Origin of the sequence: Mesorhizobium sp. 113-3-3, from assembly GCF_016756495.1 — a bacterium.
Lineage (GTDB): Bacteria > Pseudomonadota > Alphaproteobacteria > Rhizobiales > Rhizobiaceae > Mesorhizobium.
Map to the genome: position 1 here is coordinate 1,802,501 of NZ_AP023243.1, position 24,235 is coordinate 1,826,735.

Genomic DNA, 24,235 nt, shown 5'->3' on the forward strand with positions numbered 1-24,235 from the left:
CAATCTTATCGGATTGAACGGGCTGCTGCGTGGTTCCAGGAAATAGCTCCTCCTTATAAACCGTACCCGAAACCGACACTGGTGGTCTGGTAGAGTATACCAAGGCGCTTGAGAGAACTATGCTGAAGGAACTCGGCAAATTGCACGCGTAACTTCGGAAGAAGCGTGACCCTTTTCTGCGCAAGCAGAGGAGGGTGGCACAGACCAGGGGGTAGCGACTGTTTATCAAAAACACAGGGCTCTGCGAAGTCGCAAGACGACGTATAGGGTCTGACGCCTGCCCGGTGCTGGAAGGTTAAGAGGAGGGGTGCAAGCTCTGAATCGAAGCCCCAGTAAACGGCGGCCGTAACTATAACGGTCCTAAGGTAGCGAAATTCCTTGTCGGGTAAGTTCCGACCTGCACGAATGGCGTAACGACTTCCCCGCTGTCTCCAGCATAGACTCAGTGAAATTGAATTCCCCGTGAAGATGCGGGGTTCCTGCGGTTAGACGGAAAGACCCCGTGCACCTTTACTATAGCTTTACATTGGCATTCGTAGTGGCATGTGTAGGATAGGTGGTAGGCTTTGAAACCTGGGCGCCAGCTCAGGTGGAGCCACCCTTGAAATACCACCCTTATTACTATGGATGTCTAACCGCGGCCCGTTATCCGGGTCCGGGACAATGTATGGTGGGTAGTTTGACTGGGGCGGTCGCCTCCTAAAGAGTAACGGAGGCGCGCGATGGTGGGCTCAGAACGGTCGGAAATCGTTCGCTGAGTGCAATGGCATAAGCCTGCCTGACTGCGAGACTGACAAGTCGAGCAGAGACGAAAGTCGGTCATAGTGATCCGGTGGTCCCGCGTGGAAGGGCCATCGCTCAACGGATAAAAGGTACGCCGGGGATAACAGGCTGATGACCCCCAAGAGTCCATATCGACGGGGTTGTTTGGCACCTCGATGTCGACTCATCGCATCCTGGGGCTGGAGCAGGTCCCAAGGGTATGGCTGTTCGCCATTTAAAGCGGTACGTGAGTTGGGTTCAGAACGTCGTGAGACAGTTCGGTCCCTATCTGCCGTGGGTGTAGGAATATTGAAAGGATCTGTCCCTAGTACGAGAGGACCGGGATGGACGGATCTCTGGTGGACCTGTTGTGGCGCCAGCCGCATAGCAGGGTAGCTATATCCGGACGGGATAACCGCTGAAGGCATCTAAGCGGGAAACCCACCTTAAAACGAGTATTCCCTGAGAACCGTGGAAGACGACCACGTTGATAGGCCGGGTGTGGAAGAGCGGCAACGCTTGAAGCTTACCGGTACTAATAGTTCGATCGGCTTGATCGTTCTCATTCCTTATGCTCATCGTGAAATACGATGGATGGCACAACAAAGACCAGCGAACAGCCCGAGAGGCAACCCGACAGCGCTGCTGCCGATGTCTCTCTATGCTCCTTCGCTCAAAAGCTTCTCGAACAACGTGCGTTTTGCCGACCTGGTGGTTATGGCGGAGCGGCTGCACCCGATCCCATTCCGAACTCGGCCGTGAAACGCTCCAGCGCTGATGGTACTTCGTCTCAAGACGCGGGAGAGTAGGTCGCTGCCAGGTCTGCTAAACGCACGTTGAACTCACATCCAAGCGGATGTCAGTGAAATCTTCTCTCTACGACAAGGCCCGCCAAGGGACCACGGGCCGCGTAAGCGGCCCTTTCATTTGGTGAGCCATCTACCTATTTGTAGGCCAGCGTCGTCGTAGGCGTGCGCTTACGTCCAAAGCAAGCAAACGTTTGCCTAGTTCGGCAAGCAGGCGCTTGCCTGGTTCAGCAAGCAAATGCTTGCTTAGTTCGGCAAGCAAGCGCTTGCCTAGTTCGGCAAGCAAGCGCTTGCCGAGAGGTGACGCGGGGTGGAGCAGCCCGGTAGCTCGTCAGGCTCATAACCTGAAGGTCACAGGTTCAAATCCTGTCCCCGCAACCAACATTCAACGGCCCGCTAGGCTCAGCCAGCGGGCCGTTTTTGTATCCAGATCACAATGCTCGGCGATTTGCTCCGGCGCAGGCGCCCGCAAGGAGCCGAAGCCCCCGCAGGACAAAAACGCAAAGCCACTTAGTAAGTCATTGCTGACTGACTAATTGAAGCGGCTACCCGGCTTTTGCTGCGCTTTTTGCGCAGCAATGTTTGTCTCACCCTTCTGATCAGCGCTGCGAGAAGAACGGTCGCAAAATGTCGGCGACTCGCTCGGGCTGGCCGACATCGTCCGCCGCCAGATGACCAAGGCCAGGGAGTTCGATGCGCTTGGCGTTGGGCAAAACGCCGGCCAGCGCGTCCAGTGCTGGAGCCAGATAGGCGGCGCTTCGATCACCTCCGAGCAGAAGGATTTCCGTGTGTGCCGCTTTGAAGGTCTCGACGGTGTCGGCGATTTCCGCTGCCAGGCGAATATCGAAGTGAACGGAGCGGATGAGGACGTCCAGCGGGACGTTTCCGATTTTCCCGTCGCTCGCGCTGGTCCGGATCGCCAGCCGCATCAACAGGACCAAGATGAAACGCGGCACCTTGATTGTCGCGATATCACCGGTCCCCTCCATGCAGGAAACCATGGCAGCCGCCAGATCGCCCAGCGCCAGTTCCCTTTCGTAGCGCGGCGCCCAGGCCATGGGTGACGTTACGCCGGCGACCGCCAATGGCGGTTCGTAAAGCGCGACCTTGCGCAGGGTGGGCAGGAAGAGCGTTGCCTGGAGCGCGATCAGGGCGCCGGAGCTCAGGCCGAAGACGTCTTGCGCGCCGGTGCCAACCACGAGCGCCTGAAGATCCTGGAGCTCCTTCTCCATTCCGTGCTGGTAGCCAAATGGTCCGCTCATGCCACGCCCGCGCCGATCGGGGACATAGACAGTGAAGCTGTTTGAAAGCGCCGTCGCGAGCCGCATGAAACTCTGCGCGGCCTGCATGGCGCCATGCAGCAGGATCAGACCCGGGCCACGGCCGATCTGCCGATAGCCGATGGTGGTGCCATCGCGCGATGTCACGGAGCCGGTCGTGTAAGCTTTCGCGGTTGCGGTATTCATGGGCAGCGCTCCTGGTCCACGAACAATCATCCGCACAGGGCCGGCCAATGAGTTGGCCGGCCTATGAAACTCGGATACGATGTTCGCAGTATTGTTTCTGTAGAATATGCGAACGGTGTTCGCAATAGGTAGGCGCATGGCTTCAGGTGACAAGGCCCCGTCGGTGATCTGGATGCGGCCGTCGCGCGGCGCGCGCGGGCCCGAGCCCTCGCATGACCGCGAGGCGATCGCCCGGATAGCCATCGAGATTGCCGACCGTGAGGGGCTCGACGCCGTCTCCATGCGCCGCATCGCGACGGCGATCGGCAGCGGCACCAGCTCCCTCTATCGTTATTTCGCGCGCAAGGATGATCTGTTGAACCTGATGGTCGATGGCGCGCTGGGGCCGGGAACCTTTAGCGCTTCCGGCGATTGGCGCGCCGACTTCAGCGCCATCGGCTTGGCCACGCGGCAAACCTTCCTGGCTCATCGCTGGATGGTGACGGCGTTGGCCGGACGGCCAACGCTTGGACCCAACCGGTTGAAGCGACTCGAGGCAACGCTTGGCCTGTTGGAGGAGCATGGCCTGTCGGCGCGGGAGCGCCTCATCCTTATCGACACGCTGATCTCCTATGTGCGCGGCTTCGTCGCGTCCGAGATCGCCGACGACATCGCTATCGGCACTTCAGGGCTGTCCGCCGAGCAGTGGCGAGCGGACCAGGCTGCCTATGCCGCTTCTATCACCGGCTCCGGAGCCTATCCGCGGACCTCCGCATTGTTCGAGGAAAGGCGCGAAGGCGACGGAGACGCAATCCAGGATCAAAGCTTTGCAGCGGGCCTCGAACTGATCCTGGACGGCATTGCGGCCAAGCTGGCTCGGCTGCAGCCGGCATAATTGCGTCCGAGCCTGAGGGGGATCGGCTTCATCCCCTGGCGTTGCCACGCGTCCGCTTTCTCTCGGCCGCCGCGAGCAATTCGACGAAGGCGCGCACCTTGGCGGGCCGGAAGCGGGCTGGCGGGAACACCGCGTGGATACCACCGGTCGGCAAGGTCCACTTGTCGAATATCCGCACAAGCCGACCTGCGGCGATATCCTCATCGACCGCGTAGTCGGGGAATATGCCCAGGCCGATACCGGCGAGCACGCACGCGTAGGCGGCCGGGCTTTTGTCACAGACGACGACGGGATTGAGTTCGGTCAGCACCGTCTCGCCGTCCCTGGAAAACAGCCATTGGCCGACGCCGCGCAATTGGGTATTGCCGACCCAGGGCAGCGCTCGCGCCTGGTTCGGGTTCGCATCCGCGGGCAGGCTTGCCGCGAGAGCCGGACTGGCAACGACGATCTGCCGAATCGTGCCGAGGCGCCGCGCCTGGTTGGAGGAATCGGTAAGCCAGCCGACACGGATGCCGAGATCGATCTGCTCGTCGACCAGATCGCTCACCGCATCGTCGAAAATCGCTTCGACGCGCATCTGCGGATAGGCCTTCAGATATGCCGCCATGACCGGGGCCACCACCCTGGTGCCGTAGTCGAGCGGCGCGGTCAGCTTCAGCGTTCCGCTCGGCTCGGTCGCAGCGCGCGAGATCTCGCCATAGGCCGATTCCGCCTCGCGCAGGATGATCATCGCGCGATCATAAAAGAGCCGGCCCTCCTCGGTCGGGGTGACGCGCCGCGTCGTGCGCTGCAGCAGCGTCGCGCCCAGCTCCTCTTCAAGCCTGCCGACCTGATGGCTGACCACGGCCTTGGCGACGCCAAGCCGGTCTGCTGCTGATGTGAACGAGCCGGTTTCCATCACGGTGGTGAAGTAGACGAGCCGGTTGAGGTTGAGAAGGTCGGCCAAGGTAATTGCTTTTGTCTGATTTGATCAGACAGTTTGTATTATTGGGCACTATTTATCGCAAGACCTCCGCTTGCCACATACGGCCAAGAGATTTGGTGGCCTTTCAGCCGACAGGACGTACCAACAATGGTGGCGATCGTGAGCAATTCAGACGTGACTTACCTTTTTGATCCGCTCTGCGGCTGGTGCTATGGCGCCACGCCGATGCTGGACAGGCTGTCGGCCAGCGGCGTGCGCATCGAGCTGCTGCCGACCGGCCTGTTCTCCGGCACCGGTGCGCGGCCGATGGATGAAGGCTTTGCCGCCCACGCCTGGGCGAACGACCAGCGCATCGAGCGTCTGACCGGGCAGACGTTCACGCAGGCTTACCGAAACAATGTCCTCAATGTTCGCGGCACCCTGCTCGACTCGCATGCCGCCGCCCTCGGCATCAGCGCCGCCGGTCTGCAAGACCCCAGCTGCAGGCTCACCGCGCTTAAAGCGATCCAGCGTGCGCGCTATGTCGACGGCCGCGATATCGTGACTGTCGAAGGCGTGGCCGCCGTGCTCGCAGACGCCGGCATGGCGGGCGCCGCCGCAATGCTGAAGAAGCCGAGCGAAACCGTGCTGACGGCTCACCGCGAGTTGGTCGGTCGTGGCCGAGCGCTGTTCCAGCGCTTGCATGCCAACGGCGTGCCTTCGCTTGCGGTCGTCCGCAACGATGCGCCGCGCCTCATCGGATCGAACGCATTGTTCGGCAGCTTCGACAATCTCGTCGCCCATATCGCGGCGGCGTGATCTCCCCAACTGACCCCCAACAAGGACTGGAAAAAGACATGGCAAAAGTCGCTCTCATCGGCGCATCGGGCGCTGTCGGTTCGCGCCTGCTCAAGGAACTCTCCGACCGTGGCCATACCGTCACCGGTATCGCCCGCAACCCCGAAAAGATTGCCGCTCTGCCCGGCGTGACGGCCAGGAAGGGCGATGTCTTCGACAGGCAAGGCCTCGCCGATCTGATCCGTGGCCATGATGTGGTGATCAGCGCCGTGCATTTCCTGGACAGCGATCCCGACACGTTGATCGCCGCCGTGCGTGCTTCCGGCGTGAAGCGCTATCTCATTGTCGGCGGCGCGGGCAGCCTTGAGGTCGCGCCCGGCAAAAGACTGGTCGACACGCCCGAATTCCCGGCGATCTACAAGCCCGAGGCACAGAAGGGCGCCGACTTCCTCGACACGTTGAAGACGGTGGGCGATCTCGAATGGACGTTCCTGTCGCCCTCCGCCATGTTCGTCCCGGGCGAGCGCACCGGCAAATTCCGCCTCGGCAAGGATACGCTTCTCGCCTCGGACAAGGGCAGCAGCATCTCCTTCGAAGACTACGCCATCGTCATGGCCGACGAGATCGAGAAGCCGGCCCACATCAGGCAGCGTTTCACCGTCGGCTATTGATCAGACGGCGGCGGCCGTGCCTCGATCGAGGCCGGCCTACGCCAGCCGCATCAGGGCTTCGCGGACGCCGACGTGCCGATAGGTTTTGTGACCAGACCGTCCTGCCGAAGCGCCTTGCGAGACTCCTTCCCCATCAACGTCGGTATCGCTAATGTTCCAGGCTTCCTGGAGGACAGATCATGGAGCAGAGCCGGCTGTCGAAGAAGGAGCGGCATGAGCTCATCCTGTCGGAAGTGCGCCGCTCGGCCTCGATCCGTGTTTCCAGGCTCGCCCTGCGCCTTGGCGTCGCCGGCGAAACGATCCGGCGCGACCTTATCGAGCTCGGCGATGCGGGGTTGCTCAACCGAACCTATGGCGGCGCGACGATCTCGCTGATGACATCCGAGCCGGTGATTGCCGAGCGCAGCCAGACCATGATCGAAGAGCGGGCCCGGATCGGGCGTGGTGCGGCCGGACTGGTCGAGAAAGGCCAGATCGTGATGATCGATGGCGGCTCGACGACCTATGAGGTGGCGCGCAGCCTCTCGCAGATGAAGCGGGAGCTGACGATCATCACCAATTCCATCGGCGTCGCCTCGGTGGCCGGTGCCAGTCCGACCTTCCGGGTCATCCTGTGCCCCGGCACCTACGACAGCCGAGAAGCCAGCGTGGTCGGTGAGGATACGGTTGAATTCGTCAGGCGCTACAATGCCGACATTGCCATCATCGGCGCCTCGAGCCTCTCGGCGGACGGGCCGAGCGACATGATCTCGGGGGCGGCGGCGGTCAAGCGGGCGATGATTGCTCGCGCGCTGTCGACAGCGCTTGTGGTGACCAACGACAAGTTCGGCCGCAACAGCCTCGAACGCATCTGCGCTCTCAGCGCGCTTTCCGACATCGTCACGGATCGTGAACCGCTACCGGCGCTGCGCGCGGTCATCGCGGCGGCCGGAACGGAACTTCACGTCTGTAGTGGCGACTGACCGGGCCTTCCGGCCGTCTATGCGCCGCTGGCTATGGTCGCCCGCAGCCAGGCCGTGATGGCATCGAAGTCGATCGGCCTCGTCGTGTCGACGTCGAAGAGCGGTCCGCGCCGCAGCGGCTCGGCGCGCTTGGCGAGCTCGATCAGTTCGGGAATATAGGCGGCACCGGGATGGCCGGCGGGACGCTGGTCAAGCCGGGCGCCGTAGCGCTCGGCAAGGACTTCGCCGGGCGCGTGGCACCAGATTTCGAAAGTCTGCTCGACGCCAGCCTTTCGCAGATGATCCTCGAGAACCTCGCGCGGCTGGAAGCCGAACCAGGCATCGACGATGAAAGTGGTGCCGGCAGGAGCTTCGCCGACCACCGACCAGATCGCCTGGTAGCTGGCGCGGCCGAGCGTGCGGTTGAACAGGCGGTCGCCGCCGCCGAGCACTTCGAGAAAGGGATTCTTGATCGTATCGAGCGCCAGCAGCGGCCAGCCCATGCGATCGGCGATGCCGCGCGAGACGGTGCTCTTGCCGCTGGCGGGGATGCCGTTGACCAGCACGGCGCGCCTGGCGTGACCTGATGGCGCCGAGGATGCAACCGGAACGGCGTGTGGTTCCGCCGCCAGGGCCTGCAGGCCGGCGCCGATCACCCCGGCGTCGTCGCCGAGCTGCGCTGCTTCGACCTGGCATTGGTACCAGGGCGCCAGAGCCGGGGCTCGGTCGAGTGCTGCATGTGCCGCGCGGCCAAGGCCGCCGCCAAGCAGCACGAGATCGGGAGCGAGCATTGCAACGGCGGTGTCGATGGCGGCCCGCAGCGGTTTCGCCCAGGCGTCCAGTATGCCGCGCGCCTGGACGTCGCCGGCGGCATCGAGGGCAAAGAGCTGGTCGACCGAAATGTCGGCGCCGAGCCCGGCGCGCGCAATGTGACGGCCGAGCGCCGTGCCCGAACTGGTGGTCTCCACGCAGCCGCGCCGGCCGCAGGCGCAGACCTCGCCATTGACGTCGACGGTGATGTGGCCGAGCTGGCCCGCCGTTGCCGAACCACGCGTGATCCGCCGATCCTGGGCGACGGCGCCGCCAATGCCGGTGCCGATGGTGAACATGACGATGTTGCCATGGCCGCGCCCGGCGCCGAGCGCCATCTCGGCGGCCAGCGCCATGTTGCAGTCATTGTCGATGATGACAGGCTTGCCTGTCATGTCTTCCAGGCGCTGCGCCAGCGCAACCGAGGCGAGGTTGACATAGCCGCCCGACAGGACAGCGCCGCGCCGCGCATCGACGCGGCCGGGTACGCCGACGCCGATGGCCTTCACGTCAGGGGTGTCGAGAAGGCGCACCATGTCGGCGATGCGGCCCAGCACCAACTCCGGGTCAGGCGCGCTTTTTTCGGAAACGCGCTTGAGGATTTCACCGGTGCCGGAAATGCGGGCGGCACGCAGATTGGTACCGCCAATGTCGATTCCTATGCTGAGAGGCATGGCATCCTGCATTCGTTTTCACGCAATTCCGGACGCAAAACCGCTTCACACTTTTGCTGGAATGGCTCTAGTCCAAATTCGACTATCAGGCAGCAGCTTTCTGCCGGTAGTGTCCGATCACGGCCTGGATCTCACGCAATCGCGGCACTGCGATGGTCTTAAGCCTTTCGCGCTGGATGTCACGATCGAGCGAGATGCAGTCCTTCCACAGCGAACGGCCGGCGATGACACCCGAGGCGCCGTTCTGCATGGCGATCTCGACCTGGCCAAGGAAGGTGGCGTGGTTGACACCGGCCGAAAGCACCGCCCACGGCACATCGCCGGCCATTGCGGTGATGTTGGCGCAGGCCTCCGGCGTGCCGGGGTAGGGGAGCTTCAGCACCTTGGCGCCGCACTCGAGCGAAATCCTGGTACCTTCCTCGACAAGCCATGGCGTCTTGGCCGCATAGTCCTCGGGGCTTTCCCCGTCGAGCTGATAGGTCAGGAATTCGACGACCAGCAGCAGGTCCTCCTGCCCGAAATCAGCGATGCAATGGCGCAGGATGGCGATGTTGTGCTCGTTGGCCGCAGGCTTGTCGGCTCTGAGATACACCATGATCTTGCCGCCGGTGCCGCCCAGCGCGCGCACGCGGCGCGCGTCGATGCCGGGGACGAGGCGCGACAGGCGGTAGCCCTCGGGCGAGACGTCGAAACCGGAAGCGTCGAGGCCGATCAGCAGAGCCGTATCGCGGTTCAAGACCCCTTCATCGACAATGCGCGGCACCGCGCAGAGAGGGTCGAGCAACACGCAGGATGCCGCACTGGCGAGGTAACGCGTGATGTCGGCCTTGGTGTCGCCGAGCATGTCGTTGGTGATCCTGGCCTGTTCGTCCGGGTCCGACGCCAGCAAGGTCCGCATGCCGCCGCGCTGGTCACAGGCGATGGCGACCATGGCCCCGTCCTTGCCGCATATCTGCTGGTAGCCGCGCAGTTCCGCGGTGGTCATCTTGGTCATGGTCTCAATCCGATGTTGGCGCTCTCCAGACGAAGGGCGCGGATCCCGTGGAAACAACGATGTTCAGTTCTGCCCGCCTGCCGGCAGGACGCCGAGACGCGCCATCGCCCTCGAAGAATGCTCCTCGCCGACCTCGCGGCCTGGAACCGCAGGTTGCGGGTTGGCCGGATTTGCGCGATAACTCCCGTCGGCGTATACGTGTGTAACACGTTGCTGAAAGGAATTGCAAGCTGTCTGTTCCCCCCATCCAGGATGCGACCGCATCGCGGACGATGCTGCATACGGTGGCCAAGCTGCATTATGTGGAGGAGATGTCGCAGGTCGATATCGCCCGGCGGCTCGGAGTCTCCACCGCGACGATTTCGCGGCTGCTGCAGCGGGCGCGAACCGAGGGCATTGTCCGCATCGAGGTCCTCGACCTGGCAACGCCGGAGGACATCACCCGGCAGCTGATCGACGGCTTGAAATTGCGCGATGCCGCCGTGGTCGAGACGCCGGCGGCGGGCACGTTGGCAGCGCTCGCGGCACCGCTTGGCGGGCTGCTCAGGCAGGCGCAACTGGTGGCGGGCTCCGTCGTCGTCATCGGCTGGGGACGCGCCGTGCGCGAAGTCATCCGGGCCGGCCTGCCGCGCATGCCCGGCGTGCTGACCGTGGCCGCCACCGGCGGCATGCAGCAGCAGGCGGCGCATTTTCAGGTCAACGAATTCGTGCGGCTTGCCGCCGAGGAGTTCGGCGGCACACCGCATTTCATCCATGCGCCCTATTTGCCGTCTACCGAGTTGCGCGAGGTCTTCCTGCGCGACGCCGCCATTCGCGATGCCGTCGCTATGTGGGAGAGGACCGATGTCGCGATCGTCGGCATCGGCCTGCCGCATGCCATCAATGCTCCAGAGGCCAGTGCCGCCACGCCGAGCGAGCAGGCGCTGGTTCATGCCGCCGGCGACGTGCTTCGCCACTACTTCGATGCCGAGGGCACGCTGATCGCCTGGGAAGGCGAGAGCCGGATGATCGCCATGTCGCCGGCGCAGCTGCGCGCCGTGCCGCTGGTCATCGGCCTTGCCGCGTCGCCGGAAAAAGCGACGGCGATCATTGCCGCCGTTCGTGCCCGCCTCATCAACACGCTGGTGACGGACACCAAGACGGCGCAGGCCATCCTCGCGGCGCTCGCCTAGCCTTAGAACGGGCAGGACGCAGCAACGAAAACCAGTTGTGCCGCCGAAAGGCCCCGGTGATAGTTGACCGGGGCTCGGCGGAGCAATCGGATGTCGTACGGTGTGAAAAGCCCGGCGTTGCCGGCTCGGAAAAACCGAGTTGCAATTTATTTCTGCAAAGTGTTACAAGTTCGAACGCCCGTCGGCAAGGCGAGGCGGTTGGGCACAGTTTGCCGAACCTCGCGGAGGCCGAGGAACGGGGCTGTGGCCAGGTGCGCCGGCGACTGACCGGCCGACATATCGACTGGAGGGCGCTTGGGAGGAGCTGCCCGCGAAAGGCAAACAGGCGTTTCCGGCCGTCGCATCCGCAGGGATGACGGCCATTCCAATGTCACTTGCAACGGCAGATCTGCCAACAATGAGGAGGATGTCATGAAGAAGATTGTTGCCGCGCTCGCGGCGCTTGCCGTCAGTGCGACGGTGCTGATCGCGCCTGCGCAGGCGCAGGACAAGAAATACACCATTGCGCTCATTCCGGGCCTGACCACCGACGGCTTCTACATCACCATGCGCAAGGGCGCGCAGGCGGCAGCCGACGCGCTTGGCGTTAATCTGGTTTTCCAGGGTGCGCCGGACTTCAACCCGGTCACCCAGGTGCCGGTGCTCGACGCGGTCATTGCCAAGAAGCCGGACGCGATCCTGATCGCGCCGACCGACAAGGTCCAGCTGGTCGAGCCGCTGCGCAAGGCCAATGATGCCGGCATCCCGGTCATCACCGTCGACACCTTCATCGGCAGCGGCGTCTACCAGACCGGCGCCGGCGATGCCGACTTCCCACTGTCGTATATCGCGTCGGACAATGTGCTCGGCGGCGAAATTGCCGCGCGCGCGCTGGCCACCGCCATTGGCGACAAGGGCAAGGTCTACGTCTCGAACGTCAAGCCCGGCATCTCGACCACCGACCAGCGCGAGGAAGGCTTCAAGAAGGAGATGGCCAAGCATACGGGCATCACCGTGCTGGAAACCCAGTTCAATGACGACGACGCCAACAAGGCGGCTTCGCAGCTGCAGGCGGTGTTCGCCCGCAATCCCGACCTGGTCGGCGTGTTCGGCGCCAATCTGTTCTCCGCACTGGGTGCCGCCAATGGCGTCAAGCAGGCCGGACAGAGCGGCACCGTCAAGGTCGTTGCCTTCGATGCTCCGACCAGCATCGTCGACAACATCAACACCGGCCTGGTCGACGTGGCGATCGCCCAGCATCCGGCCGAAATCGGCTATTACGGCGTCGTTTCGGCCTATGCCCACCTGACCGGCCATTCGATCCCGGTCACCATCGGCACCGGCTTCACGATCATGGACAAGTCCAACATCGCGGACCCGAACATCTCGAAGTATCTCTACTCCGAGTAAGTCCAGACCAGCTTGGCTCCTCCCGGTCCGCCGGGAGGAGCCTGCATTGGGTCCTCGCCAATCGAGGCCTGTTGAAGGCGCCCCGGAGTATCCATGACCTCGACATCACCAGCCCAGCCTGCCGAGAAGCATGTCGCCCCTCAGGCCGATCACGGCGATCCGGCCAGGAGCCTGGTCGCACGCATCGCCGAAGGGCGCGCCTGGCTGTTCCTGGCCGGCCTGCTGATCTGTTTCGAAATCTGGTCGCGGCTCGCCTTCGGCGCGACCTTCGTGCTCAATCCGTTCAACCTGCAGTCCATCGCCATCTTCGCCGTGGCGCCGCTGCTGCTGGCGACCGGGCAGACCTTCGTCATCATTTCCGGCGGCATTGACCTGTCGCTCGGCTTCATCATGGGCCTGGCCGCCGTCATCGCCGCGCATGCCACCAACATGGCGGGTGCCGCCATTCCCCTGCCGCTGGCCATGCTGGCCGGCATCCTCGCCTCGGTGATCGTTGCCGGTGTGCCGGGCATCATCAACGGCCTGCTGATCTCGCGGCTCAAGGTGCCGCCCTTCATCGGCACGCTCGGCATGTTCGGCGTCGCGCGCGGCGCCGCCTTCCTGCTTGCCGGCGGCACCACCGTGCCGGTGCAGAATTCCTGGTTCGCGCTACTCGGCAACGGCAAGTTCTACGGCGTGCCCTATCTGGTGCTGATCACCGCTGTCTTCGTCATCGTCATGCACTATCTGCTCAGCCAGACCCGGTTCGGCCAGCACAATTATGCCATCGGCGCCAATGTGCAGGCGGCGCGGCGCGCCGGCATCGATATCAGAGGCCACATATTGCGGCTCTACGTGCTGTCGGCGATGTGCGCCGGCCTCGGTGGCGCGCTCTATGCGGCGCGCTTCACCGCGGGCGCCGCGCAGGCCGGCGAGCCCTTGCTGCTCGACAGCGTCGCGGCGGTGGTCATTGGCGGCGCCAGCCTTTTCGGTGGCTCCGGAACCATCTTCGGCACGGTGGCTGGCGCGCTGGTGATCGCGGTCATCCAGTACGGGCTGGTCTTCGTCAATGTCGAGCCGTTCTGGCAGTTCATCGCCGTCGGCGTCGTCATCATCATTTCCGTCCTTATCGACCAGGCGCAGCGCCGGTTCAGTGGAGCCCGTCAGGATGAATAGCACCAACCAGAACGGCCCCTTGCTGGAAGTCCGCAACCTGTCGAAGCACTTCGGTGCCGTGCGTGCGCTCAACGACTTTTCCATGGCCGTGCGGCCGGGCGAAGTCGTGGCGCTGGCGGGCGACAACGGCGCCGGCAAGACGACCCTGATCAAGGCGATATCGGGCGTGTTCCAGCCCACCGGCGGCGAAATCCTGCTCAGGGGTCAGCCGGTGACGTTCGCGACGCCGCAGGAGGCGCGCGAAAAGGGCATCGAGACGATCTACCAGGATCTGGCTTTAGCCGACAATCTGTCGATCGGCGCCAACATTTTCCTTGGCCGCGAACCGATGCGCAAGGCGTTCGGCTTCCTGCCGGTGCTGGACCGCAAGGCCATGGCCGAGGCGGCCAAGGCGACGATGGGGCGGCTCGACTTCCATGTCAGCCGGCTCGAGGCCCCGGTCAGCAATTTCTCCGGCGGCCAGCGCCAGGCGGTTGCCATCGGCCGCGCCGTCTATTGGGATGCGCAGATCCTGATCATGGACGAGCCGACGGCCGCCCTTGGCGTGCCGGAGCAGCGCAAGGTGATTTCGCTGATCCATCAGCTCAAGGCGCAAGGGCGCGGCGTGATCTTCATCTCGCACAATCTGCAGGACATCTTCGCCGTTTCGGACCGCATCGTCGTGCTGCGGCGTGGCGTCCAGGCCGGCGAGCGCAAGATCTCCGAGACCAACCATGATGAAGTCGTCAAGCTGATGGTCGGCGGCTAAGGCGTATTGATATTCAGCCGGCCTGCAAACCCTCGGCCTGGCCTGAACCTCAACACACCTTCAACTCCGAATTGCTTAGCTGGCATCGCGATTGGTCAATTCGATGTGGCAGCAGCCGGAGCCGTGGCCCGGCGTCCAGGTAACGTTGTCGAAACGCACGCCGGTCGCTTCGAACAGGCCGCGGTCGAAGACGCCGGCGATGCGGCAGAGTGTGGCGAGCTTTTCGTCGCCAACGCCCGCCTCGACCCAGGCGTCCTTCAGCGGGCAGCGCTTGACCTTGAAGGCGATACGGTCATCGCCGCGTTCGACATCGGTCGGATACATCAGGCAGCCATCCGGACTGACCGCCAGGAAGGCTTCGCCGATGGCGCGTGCATCGTTGGCGCCGAAGCTGGCGAAGGCGGCAGCCGCCACTTCCTTGCCGCGCTGCTCGATGGCGCGGATCATGATCGCCTCGGCCTTTTCGGCACCCAGCTCCCCGGTCAGTTCTTCGAGCAACAGCCGGTAGAGATCGGCACGGTTGCGGAAGGCGGAATCGAGTTCGCGCGATAGTTTCTCGGCTCTGGCTTCGGCGTCGGTCATGATGCGTCCTGCGTGGTTCTTTTGAGCCTTGGTGCTGCCGCCACCAACGCTTTGCCGATGGCTGACTGCGGGGCGTCGATGACGGCACGGGCATCGCCGCTCTCGGCGATCCGTCCGGCATCGAGAAGGATGACGCGATGGGCGAGCACGCGCACGACGCCGAGATCGTGGGAAATGAAGAGATAGGCGATCCGTTCCTGGCGCTGCAGGTCGAGCAGAAGCTCGAGGATCTGTCCGCGCACCGAGACGTCGAGCGCCGAGACCGCCTCATCGAGCACGATCAGCGATGGCTTTGTCGCGATGGCGCGGGCGATGGCGACGCGCTGCCGCTGGCCGCCGGAAATTTCGTGGATGGCGCGGGGCGCGAGATCGGCCGGCAGCCCGACGCGTTCGAGCAAGGCAGCGATGCGGCGCGGGCGCTCGGTACGCGAGGCTATGCCATGGATGCGCAAGGGATCGTCGAGGACACTTGCCACCGTGGCGCGCGGGTTGAAAGCGGCCAACGGATCCTGGAACACCATTTGCAGGCGCGCCCGGCGTGCGCGCAGCGTTGCACCACTCAAGACCAGGAAATCATCGCCTTCGAATTCAATGGCGCCAGCGTCCGGCTCGATCAGGCGCAGCACCAGCCGCGCGATCGTCGATTTGCCGCTGCCGGAAGGGCCGGCCAGCGCCAGTGTTTCGCCGGGCTCTATGTGAAAAGAGACATCGTCGACGGCGATGATAGTCTTGCCGCCGCGACGGTAGCGTTTGCTGAGGTTGGACACTGTGAGCAGGCTCATGCGGGGAGCCCGGCCCGGATCAGCAGTGGCACGGCGTCGAGGCCGATATGCGCGTCGAGCAGGGTGCGGGTGTAGGGCTGGGTCGGGGCGGCGACAATCCGCGCCGTCGAGCCAAGCTCGACCAACTGGCCATGGCGGAACACGGCGACGCGTTCGGCGAGTTCGGCCGCCAGCGCGATATCGTGGCTGATGAACAGCAGCGTCATGCCGTCCTCGGCCACCAGCCGCCGGATCAGGGCGACGATCTCGGCCTGCACGATGGTATCGAGCGCGCTGGTCGCTTCGTCGGCGATCAGCAGTTTCGGCCCGGCCGCGATTGCGGCGGCTATCGCCACGCGCTGCTTCTGGCCGCCGGAGAGCTGATGCGGGAAGGCATGCAGGGCAGAGTCCGGGTCGGGCAGGTGGACGCGTTCGAGCAGGGTCCTGGCCTTGGCGTAGGCCTGGGACCAGGTGAGGCCGAGATGGGTGCGCGCGACTTCGGCGATCTGTTTGCCGACGGTCATGACCGGATCGAGGCTGGCGGATGGGTCCTGGAAGACGAAGCCGATGTCGCGGCCGAGGAGGGGAGGTTGGCCAAGGCCGGGCCATTCAATTCTTCCGCCAACCGCTGAAGAAGCCGGCAGCAGCCCCGCAATCGCCAGCGCCAGCGTGCTCTTGCCGGAGCCGCTTTCGCCGATGATGGCAAGGCGCTCGCCAGCCACGATGTCGAGGCTGATGCTCCTCAGCGCCGCAACCTCACCGCCGTCGCGGCGGTACGTCACCATCAGGTCGCTGATCGAAGCCAGCACCGTCACGACAGGCCTCTCCGGACCGCCGTCGTCTCGACGATGCCTTCGCCGGCGAGATAGACGCCGAGCACCGTCAGCACCAGCGCGATGCCCGGGATGATCGACAGGAAGGGCGCGGTGCGCAGCACGGCGCGGCCTTCGGCGATCATCCCGCCCCAGGTGACAAGGTTGGGATCGCCGAGGCCAAGGAAGGATAGCGCCGCCTCGGTGAGGATGGCGGCGGCGACGATCACCGAGGACATCGCCAGCACCGGCGGCAACGCGTTGGGCAGCACTTCGCGGAAGGCGATCTCGATCGGGTGCATGCCGATGGCGCGCGCACTGGCGACGTAATCGCGCTCGCGGATGGAGAGGACTTCGGCGCGGGTAATACGGGCCGGTCCGGTCCAGGTGCCGAGCGCGATAGCGATCACGACGATGCCGAGCGATGGGCCGACGACGCTGACGAAGGCCAGCGCCAGCAGGAAGCTTGGCACGGTCTGGAAGGCGTCGGTGATGCGCATCAGCCCCTCGTCGACGAGGCCGCCGGCAAAGCCGGCCAGCGTGCCGACCACCGAGCCGATGGCGAGTGCCGCTGCGGCTGCGGCAAGGCCGACCGCGAGCGAGGTGCGGGCACCGTGGAACAGCTCGGCCAGCACGTCGCGGCCGAGCCGGTCGGTGCCGAGCGGCAGCGACCAGTCCTGGAAGGGCGGCAGCAGCGCCGGGCCGGCGATGGCTTGCGGGTCGCCTGGAAACAGCAGCGGCGCAATGAGCGCCATCGCAATCAGCGCGGCCAGCAGGATGGCGCCGGCGACCGCCTCGGGCGTGCGCAGAAAGCGGCGCAGCGGGCTCATGCGCCGGCCTCATTGGCGCCGACGCGCGGGTCGAGGAAGGCATAGGCGATATCGACGAGCAGGTTGATGATGACGACCAGGACGGCGCTGGTGAGGATGATGCCGAGCAGCAAAGGCGTGTCGCGCGAAGCCACCGCTTCCTGCGCCAGCCGCCCGAGGCCCGGCACGGAAAAGACGCTCTCGATGACGACGCTGCCGCCAAGCATCTGCGCCGATTGCAGGCCGAGCATGGTGACCAGCGGCAAGAGCGCGTTGCGAGCGACGTGCGCCAGCACGATGCGGCGGCGCGACAGCCCCCTGGCGCGGGCGGCGAGGACAAAATCCTGCCGCCAGGCCTCGGCCATGCCGGCGCGCATCATGCGCAGATAGAGCGCGAGGTAGATGAAGCCGAGGGCGGACACCGGCAGTATGAGATGGACGGCGATGTCGGCGGCGCGGTCGAGGCCGGTCTTGTCCGAGGCGAGCGTCTCGATGCCGCCGATCGGCAGCCAGCGCAGGTCGACGGCGAAGACGACGATCAGCACCAGGCCGAGCCAGAAACCCGGCACGGCATAGAGCGCCAGCGAGCCGATCGACAGGAAGCGGTCGCGAAAGCTGCCGGGCCTGGCGCCGGCAAAGATGCCGAGGGCGGAACCGAGCCCGAAGGACAGCGCGGTGGCGCTGACCATCAGGAGCAGCGTGTTGGGCAGGCGCTCGAGGATGACATCGCGGATCGGCCGGGAGAAGGTCACCGACTGGCCGAGGTCGAGATGCAGCAGCGCCCAGAGATAGTTGGCCAGCCGCGTCAGCTCCGACTGGTCGAGGCCCCAGCGATGGCGCAGCAATTCGATCATGCCGGCGTCGCCGCCGGTCGAGACGATATAGGCATCGACGGCGTCGCCGGGAGCGGCCTCGAGCAAAAGGAAGGTGCCGATGATGACGATCAAAAGCACGAAGACGCTGCCGACGAGGCGGCGGCGGAGGAGGGCGAGGGCGCGGGTCATGGCCACCTTACCCTCCCCCTCGTGGGGAGGGTCGATCCGCGAAGCGGAGCGGGGTGGGGGTCTTCAGGCTTGTGCCAATACCCCCACCCCGACGACTGGCTGCCGCTTCGCAGCATCCATTCGTCGACCCTCCCCACAAGGGGGAGGGTGAGGTCGGCGCGGTCCGGCGGAAGGGGCGCGAAGGAACTCTCATTCTCGAAGCTGAGCACCCGGATTTGCGATGCGCAAGCCTTCGAAGAACACTAACCCGCCAGATAGGTGTCCGCCCAGTTCGATACCGCCCAGCGCGGGTTGTTGGCGATATTGCCAACCGTGTCACGCGCGACGCTGATGAAACTCCATTCGGCGACGTTGATCAGCGGCAGGTCGGCGGCGACCTCTTTCTGGAACTCCTTGTAGAGGTCGGTGCGGGCCGATGTGTCGAGCGTTTCCGAGGCTTTGGCGATCAGCGCGTCGAGCGCGTCGTTCTTGTAGCCGCCCTGGTTGGAGAACGGCACGCCGTCGGGAATGCCGCTCTGAACCAGGATGGTGGTCGAGATCGCCGGGTCGCCACGGAACACCGGCGGGCCGACGGCGAGGTCGAAGGCGTGGTCCGTGTAGACGGCCTTGATGTGCGCGGCGGAGTCGTTGTTGACGAGCTGCGCGTCGATGCCGATGGCCGCGAGCGCCTGGCGCAGATAGTCGCCGAACTGCTTGGTCTCGTTGAAATAGGGCGCCGGCAGAAGTTTGAGCGAAAAGCGCTTGCCGTCTGCACCCTTCTTGTAACCGGCTTCGTCGAGCAGCGCGTTGGCCTTGCCGACGTCGAAGGCATAGGTCGGGACGTCGGCGGTGTAGAATTGCGGATCGTTCTTCGGCACCGGGCCGGTGGCGGTCGCGGCATAGCCGAGGAACACCGTCTTGACGACGAAGTCCTTGTCGATGGCGTGCGCGACAGCCTGGCGCACTTTCAGATCGGCCAGTTCCTTGCGGCGATGGTTGATCTCGACGACGAGCTGATAGGTCAGCCCCTCATAGCCCTTGGTGATCACCTTCAGGCCCGGCACCTTGGAGATACGGTCGAGGTCGGCCAGCGGCACGGCGGAGAAGGCGGCGAGCTGGATTTCCTCGGCTTCGAGCGCGCTGGCGGCCGAGGTGCGGTCGGGCAGCACCTGGTAGATGATCTCGTCGAGATAGGGCTCGTCCTTGCCCCAGTAGTCGGTGTTCTTCGTCAGTCGGTAATATTGGCCGGCCTTGTACTCGCCGAACTTGAACGGGCCGGTGCCGATGGGCGCGGTGTTGGCCGGGTTCTCCTCGATCTTGCCGACCTCGTAGATGTGCTTCGGCACGACGCTCGACAGCGCCGGCAGCGCGTTGCGGATGAGCTGGAACGGCGTCGGCTTGGCGAATTTGAACACGGCGGTGAGATCGTCCGGCGTTTCGACGCTAGCCAGATCCTTGAACACGGTGCGGCCGAGATTCTGCAGCGGCTTCCAGATCTGCAGCGCCGAGAAGGCGACGTCGGCCGAGGTGAACGGCTTGCCATCATGCCATTTGACGCCGTCGCGCAGCTTGAACGTCGCCGACAGCCCGTCGGCGGCACCTTCCCAGCTCAGCGCCAGGCGCGGCGCGAGCCCGTCCTTGCCGTCGAAGGAGGCTTCGGCCAGCGTCTCGACGATCTTGCTGGAGATGAAGAAGACGCCGTTGGAGGCGACGATCGCCGGGTTGAGGTTGCGCGGTTCGGAATCGGCTGCAAGCACCAGCCGGCCGCCCTTCTTCGGCGTCTGCGCCCAGCCCAGTGTCGGCATGGCGGTGGAGGCCAGCAGCATCGCCGAGCCGGCAAGCATCTTGCGTCTGGAAATCGTGAAACCTGACATGATCGAACTCCGTCCTCTGCGCGACCCCGATCGGCGCGACAACACCCCTCGAATGCCGGCACCGGCATCCTTGCGGCGGCGATTATGAGCCTTGCCGAGGGTTTCGCCAGAGACGGAATTGGCGCATCCTTGCTTGGCTTTGAAATTTTCGTCCGCTGGACCAGTTTGGGAGAACGGGTTCAATTCATCCTTCTGGTAGGACCAGATTTGATGAATACTCGGCGGATGACGACTTGGTGACCACTCCGCCGTGCTGTCGGCGCGTTTCTGGCTAGACCAGAGCGGGCAAAATGGTGCAGATTTGATCCACAGCCAAGGGATTGAGAGCGGAACAGCGTCAATCCCAGGCAAATTCAGGGAGAGAGAGATGAACATTGCGCCGGGCAAGAATGCCGTCAGCAATATCCCGTTCGACGAGGCAAGGGTCGACCGGCTGATGGAGGAGGCCGGCATCGATGTGCTGCTCGCGACCTCCAAGCACAACACGCAATATCTGCTGGGCGGCTACAAATTCATCTTCTTCGCCGCCATGGATGCGATCGGCCATAGCCGTTACCTGCCCATCGTCGTCTACGAAAAGGGCGGGCCGGATCACGCGGCCTATATCGGCAACCGCATGGAGGGCGGCGAGCACCAGAACAACCCGTTCTGGACGCCGACGCTGCATGCCGCCTGCTGGGGCACGCTCGATGCCGCCAACCTTGCGGTCGAGCATCTGCAAAAGATCGGCAAGGCAGGGGCGCGCATCGGCATCGAGCCCGGATTCCTGCCGTCGGATGCCTACACGCTGATCCGCAAGGCGCTGCCGGACGCCAAGCTGTTAGACGCGACCGACATGCTGGAGCGCATGCGCGCCATCAAGACCGACGCGGAGCTGGAGAAGCTGCGCATCGCCTCCGAACTGATCACCGATTCCATGCTGGCAACCATCGCCTGGGCGCGCGAAGGAACGACCAAGGTCGAGATGATCGAGCAGTTGCGGCGCGAGGAGACCAATCGCGGCGCGCATTTCGAATATTGCCTGCTGACGCTGGGCTCGAGCCACAACCGCGCCGCCTCGCCGCAAGCGTGGAAGAAGGGCGAGGCGATGTCGATCGATTCCGGCGGCAATTATCACGGCTATATCGGCGATCTCTGCCGGATGGGCATTCTCGGTGAACCGGATGCCGAGCTGGATGATCTGCTCGCCGAGGTCGAGACGGTGCAGCAGGCGGCGTTCTCGAAGGTCAGAGCGGGCACGCTGGGCGGTGACATGATTTCGCACGCCGAAGGCGTCCTGAAGCAATCCAAGGTCGCGCCCTATACCGATTTCTTCGCCCACGGCATGGGGCTGATCACGCATGAGGCGCCGTTCCTGATGACCAACCACCCGGTGGCCTATGAAGGCACTTACGCCGCCAAGCCGCTGGAGAAGAACATGGTGCTGTCGGTCGAGACCACGATGCTCCACCCGACGCGCGGGTTCATCAAGCTTGAGGATACGCTGGCGGTGACGGAGAGTGGTTATGTGATGTTCGGGGATCGCGGGCGCGGGTGGAACAGGGGTGGGACCGCCGAGCTGGTGTCGAAGGGCGCTGCCCCCTCACCCGGATTGCCATCCGAATTGCGAAGAGCAATTCGGGGCAATCCGACCTCTCCCCCGAGGGGAGAGGAGGTACCAGCGCCGGCGCCAGTCTCTTCTCCCCCACGGGGAGAAGGTGGCCGCAAAGCGGCCGGATGAGGGGGCGTCGCCGCAAACGAGGGAGGCGACGAGGATCACTTCCCCGCTGGAATCAGCCTGAAATCCGGCAGTTCCCGCAGCACCAGCTCCGGCCCGGCCGGCGAGTAGACAACGAACAGCTGCATCGGCGCATCCCCCGTATTCAGCGTCGAATGAAATCGGCTTTCCGGCACATAGATTGTGCAGCCGGGACCAACCTTGGCGACCACCGGATTGCCTTGCTCGTCCTCGACCATCTGCTCGCCATGGCCGGAGATGACGAAGATGATTTCCTCGGCGCCCGGGTGGTTGTGGCGGGTGTGGCCTTGGCCTGACGGCAGGTCGACGACGCCGCCGGAAAAGCGCTCGGCGCCATTCACTTCAGGCGCGACCGTCAGCGACAGTTTCCCCCAATCGAAGCCGAAGGCGCTGACGTCCTTTGGATAGACAAACACTTTGCCCTTGTCGGTCATGGTCTCATCCCTTCTTTTGCTTTGGCTTGGTCTTCTCACCGCCGAGCGTCACCGCCTTGAAATCGGCTGTCTGCCTGGCGATCGCGGCTTCCGCCGGCAGCCGTTCCATCGAGCTTGCACCATAGAAACCATGCAGGCCTTTGCAGCGGTCGAGGATGTAGCGGGCGTCGTCCGGCATGGAGATCGGGCCGCCATGGCAAAGCAGGATGACGTCCTTGCGCACCGAGCGGGCGGCATCGGCGATGGCGTCGATCGCGACCACGCAGTCGTCGAGCGACTTGGCCGAGGTGGCGCCGATCGAGCCGCCGGTCGTCACGCCCATATGGGCGACGACGATGTCGGCGCCGGCCTTGGTCATGGCGCGGGCCTCGTCGGGATTGAAGACATAGGGGGTGGTGAGCAGATCGAGTTTGTGCGCTTCGGCGATCATGTCGACCTCGAGCCCGAAGCCCATGCCGGTCTCCTCGAAACTCTGCCGCATGCTGCCGTCGAACAGGCCGATGGTCGGAAAATTCTGCACGCCGGAAAAGCCCATCGTCTTCAGCTCGGCCAGAAGCAGCGGCATGATGACGAAGGGGTCGGTGCCGTTGACGCCGGCAAGCACCGGCGTGTGCCTGACCACCGGCAGCACCTCATAGGCCATTTCCTTGACGATCTCGTTGGCATTGCCATAGGCGAGCAGGCCGGCGGCCGAGCCGCGCCCGGCCATGCGGTAGCGGCCGGAATTGTAGATGATGATCAGGTCGATGCCACCGGCTTCCTCGGCTTTGGCCGACAGGCCGGTGCCGGCGCCACCGCCGACGATCGGCACGCCCTTGTCGATCATTCCCCGGAATTTCTTCAGTATGTCCTTGCGCGGTATTGCGGGCATGTCTGGGATCTCACTGTCTGGCGATGTCAAGGAAGGCGGCGGTTGCCGCTTTGGCGAATTCGGGGTCGTTGATGTGCAGCGGCAGGCGTGTGACTCGGCGCGTCGCATTCGGCTTGATGGTCTGCTCGATGGCTTCGAACAGGACGGCGTCGGCCTGCGGATCGAAGAAGGCGCCACCTTCGATGTCGAGCGCCGAGACGCCCTTTTCGGGAATGAGAAAATGCACCGGCCCCTCGCAGAGCGCGAGCCTGGCGCCGATCCATTCGCCGATCTGGCGGCATTCGTCGGCGGTGGTGCGCATCAGAGTGACGTTGGGATTGTGCTCGTAGAACAGTCTTTCTCGATATTGTTCCGGTATGGTCGAGGGCGCCCAGAAATTGACCATGTCGAGCGCGCCGACCGAGCCGACATAGGGCAACCTGCTGCGGGCGATCGCGCCGAAGCGATCTTGCGTTGCCGGCAGCACGCCGCCGAACAGGAGGTCGCAGACCTCGGTCGTGGTGATGTCGATGACACCGGACAGCAAGCCGCTGTCGGCCAGCTTTTCCATGCTGCGCCCGCCAGTGCCGGTGGCGTGGAAGACCATGCAATCATATGCGGTGCGAAGCTGGTCGGCGATGGCGGTCACGCAAGGCGTGGTGACTCCGAACATGGTCAGCCCGATCGACGGCCTGCCGTCGGGCGGCGGCGCCGGCCTTGCCGCCATGCCCGATATGGCCTGGGCGGCGTTGTGCAGGACGACCCGGGAGAGCCGATTCAGCCCGGCCATGTCGGTCACTGACGGCATCATGATGATGTCGGAAACATCGACATAAGGCGACGTGTCGCCCGAGGCGAGCGTCGAGACCATGATTTTCGGCAGGCCGAGCGGCAAGACGCGCATGCCCGATGTGATGATCGAGGTGCCGCCGCCGCCGCCAATGCCGATCATGGCGGCGATGTCTTTTCGCGACTGGACGAAGCGGCTGAAGGCGACGCCCATGGCGGCTACCGCGGCGCCACGATCATCGCCGCCGAGCACGGCCGCGTGGCCGCGAGGATGGTGGCCGGCAATCTCCTTCGCCGCAATGTCGACCGGCACCGTTGCGTCGCGCGTTCCGACATCGACGCGGCAAACGGCGGCGCCGTTGGCGGCAATGGCATCGGCCAGGAAGGCGAGCTCCTCGCCCTTGGTGTCAGCGGTGCCCACAACATAGATGCGCTTCAT

Annotated in this window: 22 protein-coding genes, 1 tRNA gene and 2 rRNA genes (1 of these 25 only partly in view); 12 read left to right on the forward strand and 13 right to left on the reverse strand. The window is 64.3% G+C overall.

Annotation, left to right across the window (positions count from 1 at the left end; translation table 11 throughout):
• The 3 genes from JG746_RS08735 to JG746_RS08745 form a co-directional block, all read left to right on the forward strand.
• Positions 1–1,322: ribosomal RNA gene (locus JG746_RS08735) — 23S ribosomal RNA — on the forward strand (it extends 1,476 nt beyond the left edge of the window).
• 147 nt (positions 1,323–1,469) lie between these two features.
• A 5S ribosomal RNA gene (gene rrf, locus JG746_RS08740) occupies positions 1,470–1,584 on the forward strand.
• 288 nt (positions 1,585–1,872) lie between these two features.
• Positions 1,873–1,949: transfer RNA gene (locus tag JG746_RS08745), tRNA-Met, on the forward strand.
• A 218-nt stretch (positions 1,950–2,167) separates the two neighbouring features.
• On the opposite strand, the gene JG746_RS08750 is transcribed toward JG746_RS08745, so the two are convergent.
• Positions 2,168–2,995, reverse strand: a complete 828-nt coding sequence (locus JG746_RS08750; RefSeq protein WP_202357769.1) for an alpha/beta fold hydrolase — start codon at positions 2,993–2,995, stop codon at positions 2,168–2,170.
• 175 nt (positions 2,996–3,170) lie between these two features.
• Here JG746_RS08750 and JG746_RS08755 point away from each other — a divergent pair, with 175 nt between their 5' ends.
• On the forward strand, positions 3,171–3,908 hold the full coding sequence (locus tag JG746_RS08755) for a TetR/AcrR family transcriptional regulator (RefSeq protein ID WP_202357770.1): 738 nt from the start codon (positions 3,171–3,173) through the stop codon (positions 3,906–3,908).
• A 28-nt stretch (positions 3,909–3,936) separates the two neighbouring features.
• Here the strand turns inward: JG746_RS08755 and JG746_RS08760 are convergent, their stop codons facing one another.
• Positions 3,937–4,854 (reverse strand): LysR family transcriptional regulator, encoded by a 918-nt coding sequence (locus JG746_RS08760; RefSeq protein WP_202357771.1) that lies wholly within the window; start codon positions 4,852–4,854, stop codon positions 3,937–3,939.
• 126 nt (positions 4,855–4,980) lie between these two features.
• Here JG746_RS08760 and JG746_RS08765 point away from each other — a divergent pair, with 126 nt between their 5' ends.
• The 3 genes from JG746_RS08765 (at position 4,981) to JG746_RS08775 (ending at position 7,243) form a co-directional block, all read left to right on the forward strand.
• Positions 4,981–5,631: a DsbA family protein gene (locus JG746_RS08765; RefSeq protein WP_244730711.1), complete on the forward strand. Its 651-nt coding sequence runs from the start codon at positions 4,981–4,983 to the stop codon at positions 5,629–5,631.
• A gap of 38 nt (positions 5,632–5,669) precedes the next feature.
• A complete protein-coding gene (locus JG746_RS08770) occupies positions 5,670–6,281 on the forward strand; it encodes an NAD(P)-dependent oxidoreductase (RefSeq protein ID WP_202357772.1) in 612 nt (203 codons plus the stop codon).
• A 179-nt stretch (positions 6,282–6,460) separates the two neighbouring features.
• Positions 6,461–7,243 (forward strand): DeoR/GlpR family DNA-binding transcription regulator, encoded by a 783-nt coding sequence (locus JG746_RS08775; protein ID WP_202357773.1) that lies wholly within the window; start codon positions 6,461–6,463, stop codon positions 7,241–7,243.
• 17 nt (positions 7,244–7,260) lie between these two features.
• Here JG746_RS08775 and JG746_RS08780 read toward each other — a convergent pair whose 3' ends face one another.
• Both JG746_RS08780 and JG746_RS08785 read right to left on the reverse strand, forming a co-directional pair.
• Positions 7,261–8,706 carry an ROK family protein gene (locus JG746_RS08780; RefSeq protein WP_244730713.1) on the reverse strand — a complete coding sequence of 482 codons (1,446 nt, stop codon included), beginning with the start codon at positions 8,704–8,706 and terminating at the stop codon, positions 7,261–7,263.
• An 85-nt stretch (positions 8,707–8,791) separates the two neighbouring features.
• Complete coding sequence (locus JG746_RS08785; protein WP_202357775.1) at positions 8,792–9,700, reverse strand: tagatose-bisphosphate aldolase; 909 nt, start codon at positions 9,698–9,700, stop codon at positions 8,792–8,794.
• Between the two features lie 272 nt (positions 9,701–9,972).
• Here JG746_RS08785 and JG746_RS08790 point away from each other — a divergent pair, with 272 nt between their 5' ends.
• The 4 genes from JG746_RS08790 to JG746_RS08805 all read left to right on the forward strand — a co-directional run bounded on the left by JG746_RS08790 (position 9,973) and on the right by JG746_RS08805 (position 14,164).
• Positions 9,973–10,872 carry a sugar-binding transcriptional regulator gene (locus JG746_RS08790; protein ID WP_202357776.1) on the forward strand — a complete coding sequence of 300 codons (900 nt, stop codon included), beginning with the start codon at positions 9,973–9,975 and terminating at the stop codon, positions 10,870–10,872.
• 411 nt (positions 10,873–11,283) lie between these two features.
• Positions 11,284–12,261: an ABC transporter substrate-binding protein gene (locus JG746_RS08795; protein WP_202357777.1), complete on the forward strand. Its 978-nt coding sequence runs from the start codon at positions 11,284–11,286 to the stop codon at positions 12,259–12,261.
• 93 nt (positions 12,262–12,354) lie between these two features.
• Positions 12,355–13,416: an ABC transporter permease subunit gene (locus tag JG746_RS08800; RefSeq protein ID WP_202357778.1), complete on the forward strand. Its 1,062-nt coding sequence runs from the start codon at positions 12,355–12,357 to the stop codon at positions 13,414–13,416.
• Entirely contained in the window at positions 13,409–14,164 is a 756-nt protein-coding gene (locus JG746_RS08805) for an ATP-binding cassette domain-containing protein (protein ID WP_096450415.1), read from the forward strand. Before JG746_RS08800 ends, JG746_RS08805 begins: the two co-directional genes overlap by 8 nt.
• A gap of 75 nt (positions 14,165–14,239) precedes the next feature.
• Here the strand turns inward: JG746_RS08805 and JG746_RS08810 are convergent, their stop codons facing one another.
• From JG746_RS08810 to JG746_RS08835, 6 genes are all read right to left on the reverse strand, one after another.
• On the reverse strand, positions 14,240–14,746 hold the full coding sequence (locus tag JG746_RS08810) for an L-2-amino-thiazoline-4-carboxylic acid hydrolase (protein ID WP_202357779.1): 507 nt from the start codon (positions 14,744–14,746) through the stop codon (positions 14,240–14,242).
• On the reverse strand, positions 14,743–15,528 hold the full coding sequence (locus JG746_RS08815) for an ATP-binding cassette domain-containing protein (protein ID WP_202357780.1): 786 nt from the start codon (positions 15,526–15,528) through the stop codon (positions 14,743–14,745). The genes JG746_RS08810 and JG746_RS08815 overlap by 4 nt, the downstream gene beginning before the upstream one ends.
• Positions 15,525–16,322 (reverse strand): ABC transporter ATP-binding protein, encoded by a 798-nt coding sequence (locus JG746_RS08820; RefSeq protein ID WP_202357781.1) that lies wholly within the window; start codon positions 16,320–16,322, stop codon positions 15,525–15,527. Before JG746_RS08820 ends, JG746_RS08815 begins: the two co-directional genes overlap by 4 nt.
• Complete coding sequence (locus JG746_RS08825) at positions 16,319–17,149, reverse strand: ABC transporter permease (RefSeq protein WP_202357782.1); 831 nt, start codon at positions 17,147–17,149, stop codon at positions 16,319–16,321. The genes JG746_RS08820 and JG746_RS08825 overlap by 4 nt, the downstream gene beginning before the upstream one ends.
• Positions 17,146–18,132, reverse strand: coding sequence for an ABC transporter permease (locus tag JG746_RS08830; RefSeq protein WP_202357783.1), 987 nt, complete (start codon positions 18,130–18,132; stop codon positions 17,146–17,148). Before JG746_RS08830 ends, JG746_RS08825 begins: the two co-directional genes overlap by 4 nt.
• Positions 18,133–18,374: 242 nt before the next feature.
• The gene (locus JG746_RS08835; RefSeq protein ID WP_202357784.1) at positions 18,375–19,985 is read right to left on the reverse strand and encodes an ABC transporter substrate-binding protein; all 1,611 of its coding nucleotides are present in this window, start codon (positions 19,983–19,985) and stop codon (positions 18,375–18,377) included.
• Between the two features lie 367 nt (positions 19,986–20,352).
• Between JG746_RS08835 and JG746_RS08840 the strand changes: the two genes are divergently transcribed.
• Entirely contained in the window at positions 20,353–21,705 is a 1,353-nt protein-coding gene (locus JG746_RS08840; protein WP_244730714.1) for a M24 family metallopeptidase, read from the forward strand.
• 35 nt (positions 21,706–21,740) lie between these two features.
• On the opposite strand, the gene JG746_RS08845 is transcribed toward JG746_RS08840, so the two are convergent.
• From JG746_RS08845 to JG746_RS08855, 3 genes are read right to left on the reverse strand one after another with little or no spacing between them, the layout of a single operon-like run.
• Positions 21,741–22,157, reverse strand: coding sequence for a cupin domain-containing protein (locus tag JG746_RS08845; protein WP_202357785.1), 417 nt, complete (start codon positions 22,155–22,157; stop codon positions 21,741–21,743).
• A gap of 4 nt (positions 22,158–22,161) precedes the next feature.
• On the reverse strand, positions 22,162–23,028 hold the full coding sequence (locus tag JG746_RS08850) for a phosphoenolpyruvate hydrolase family protein (protein ID WP_202357786.1): 867 nt from the start codon (positions 23,026–23,028) through the stop codon (positions 22,162–22,164).
• Between the two features lie 10 nt (positions 23,029–23,038).
• A complete protein-coding gene (locus JG746_RS08855) occupies positions 23,039–24,235 on the reverse strand; it encodes a Tm-1-like ATP-binding domain-containing protein (protein ID WP_202357787.1) in 1,197 nt (398 codons plus the stop codon).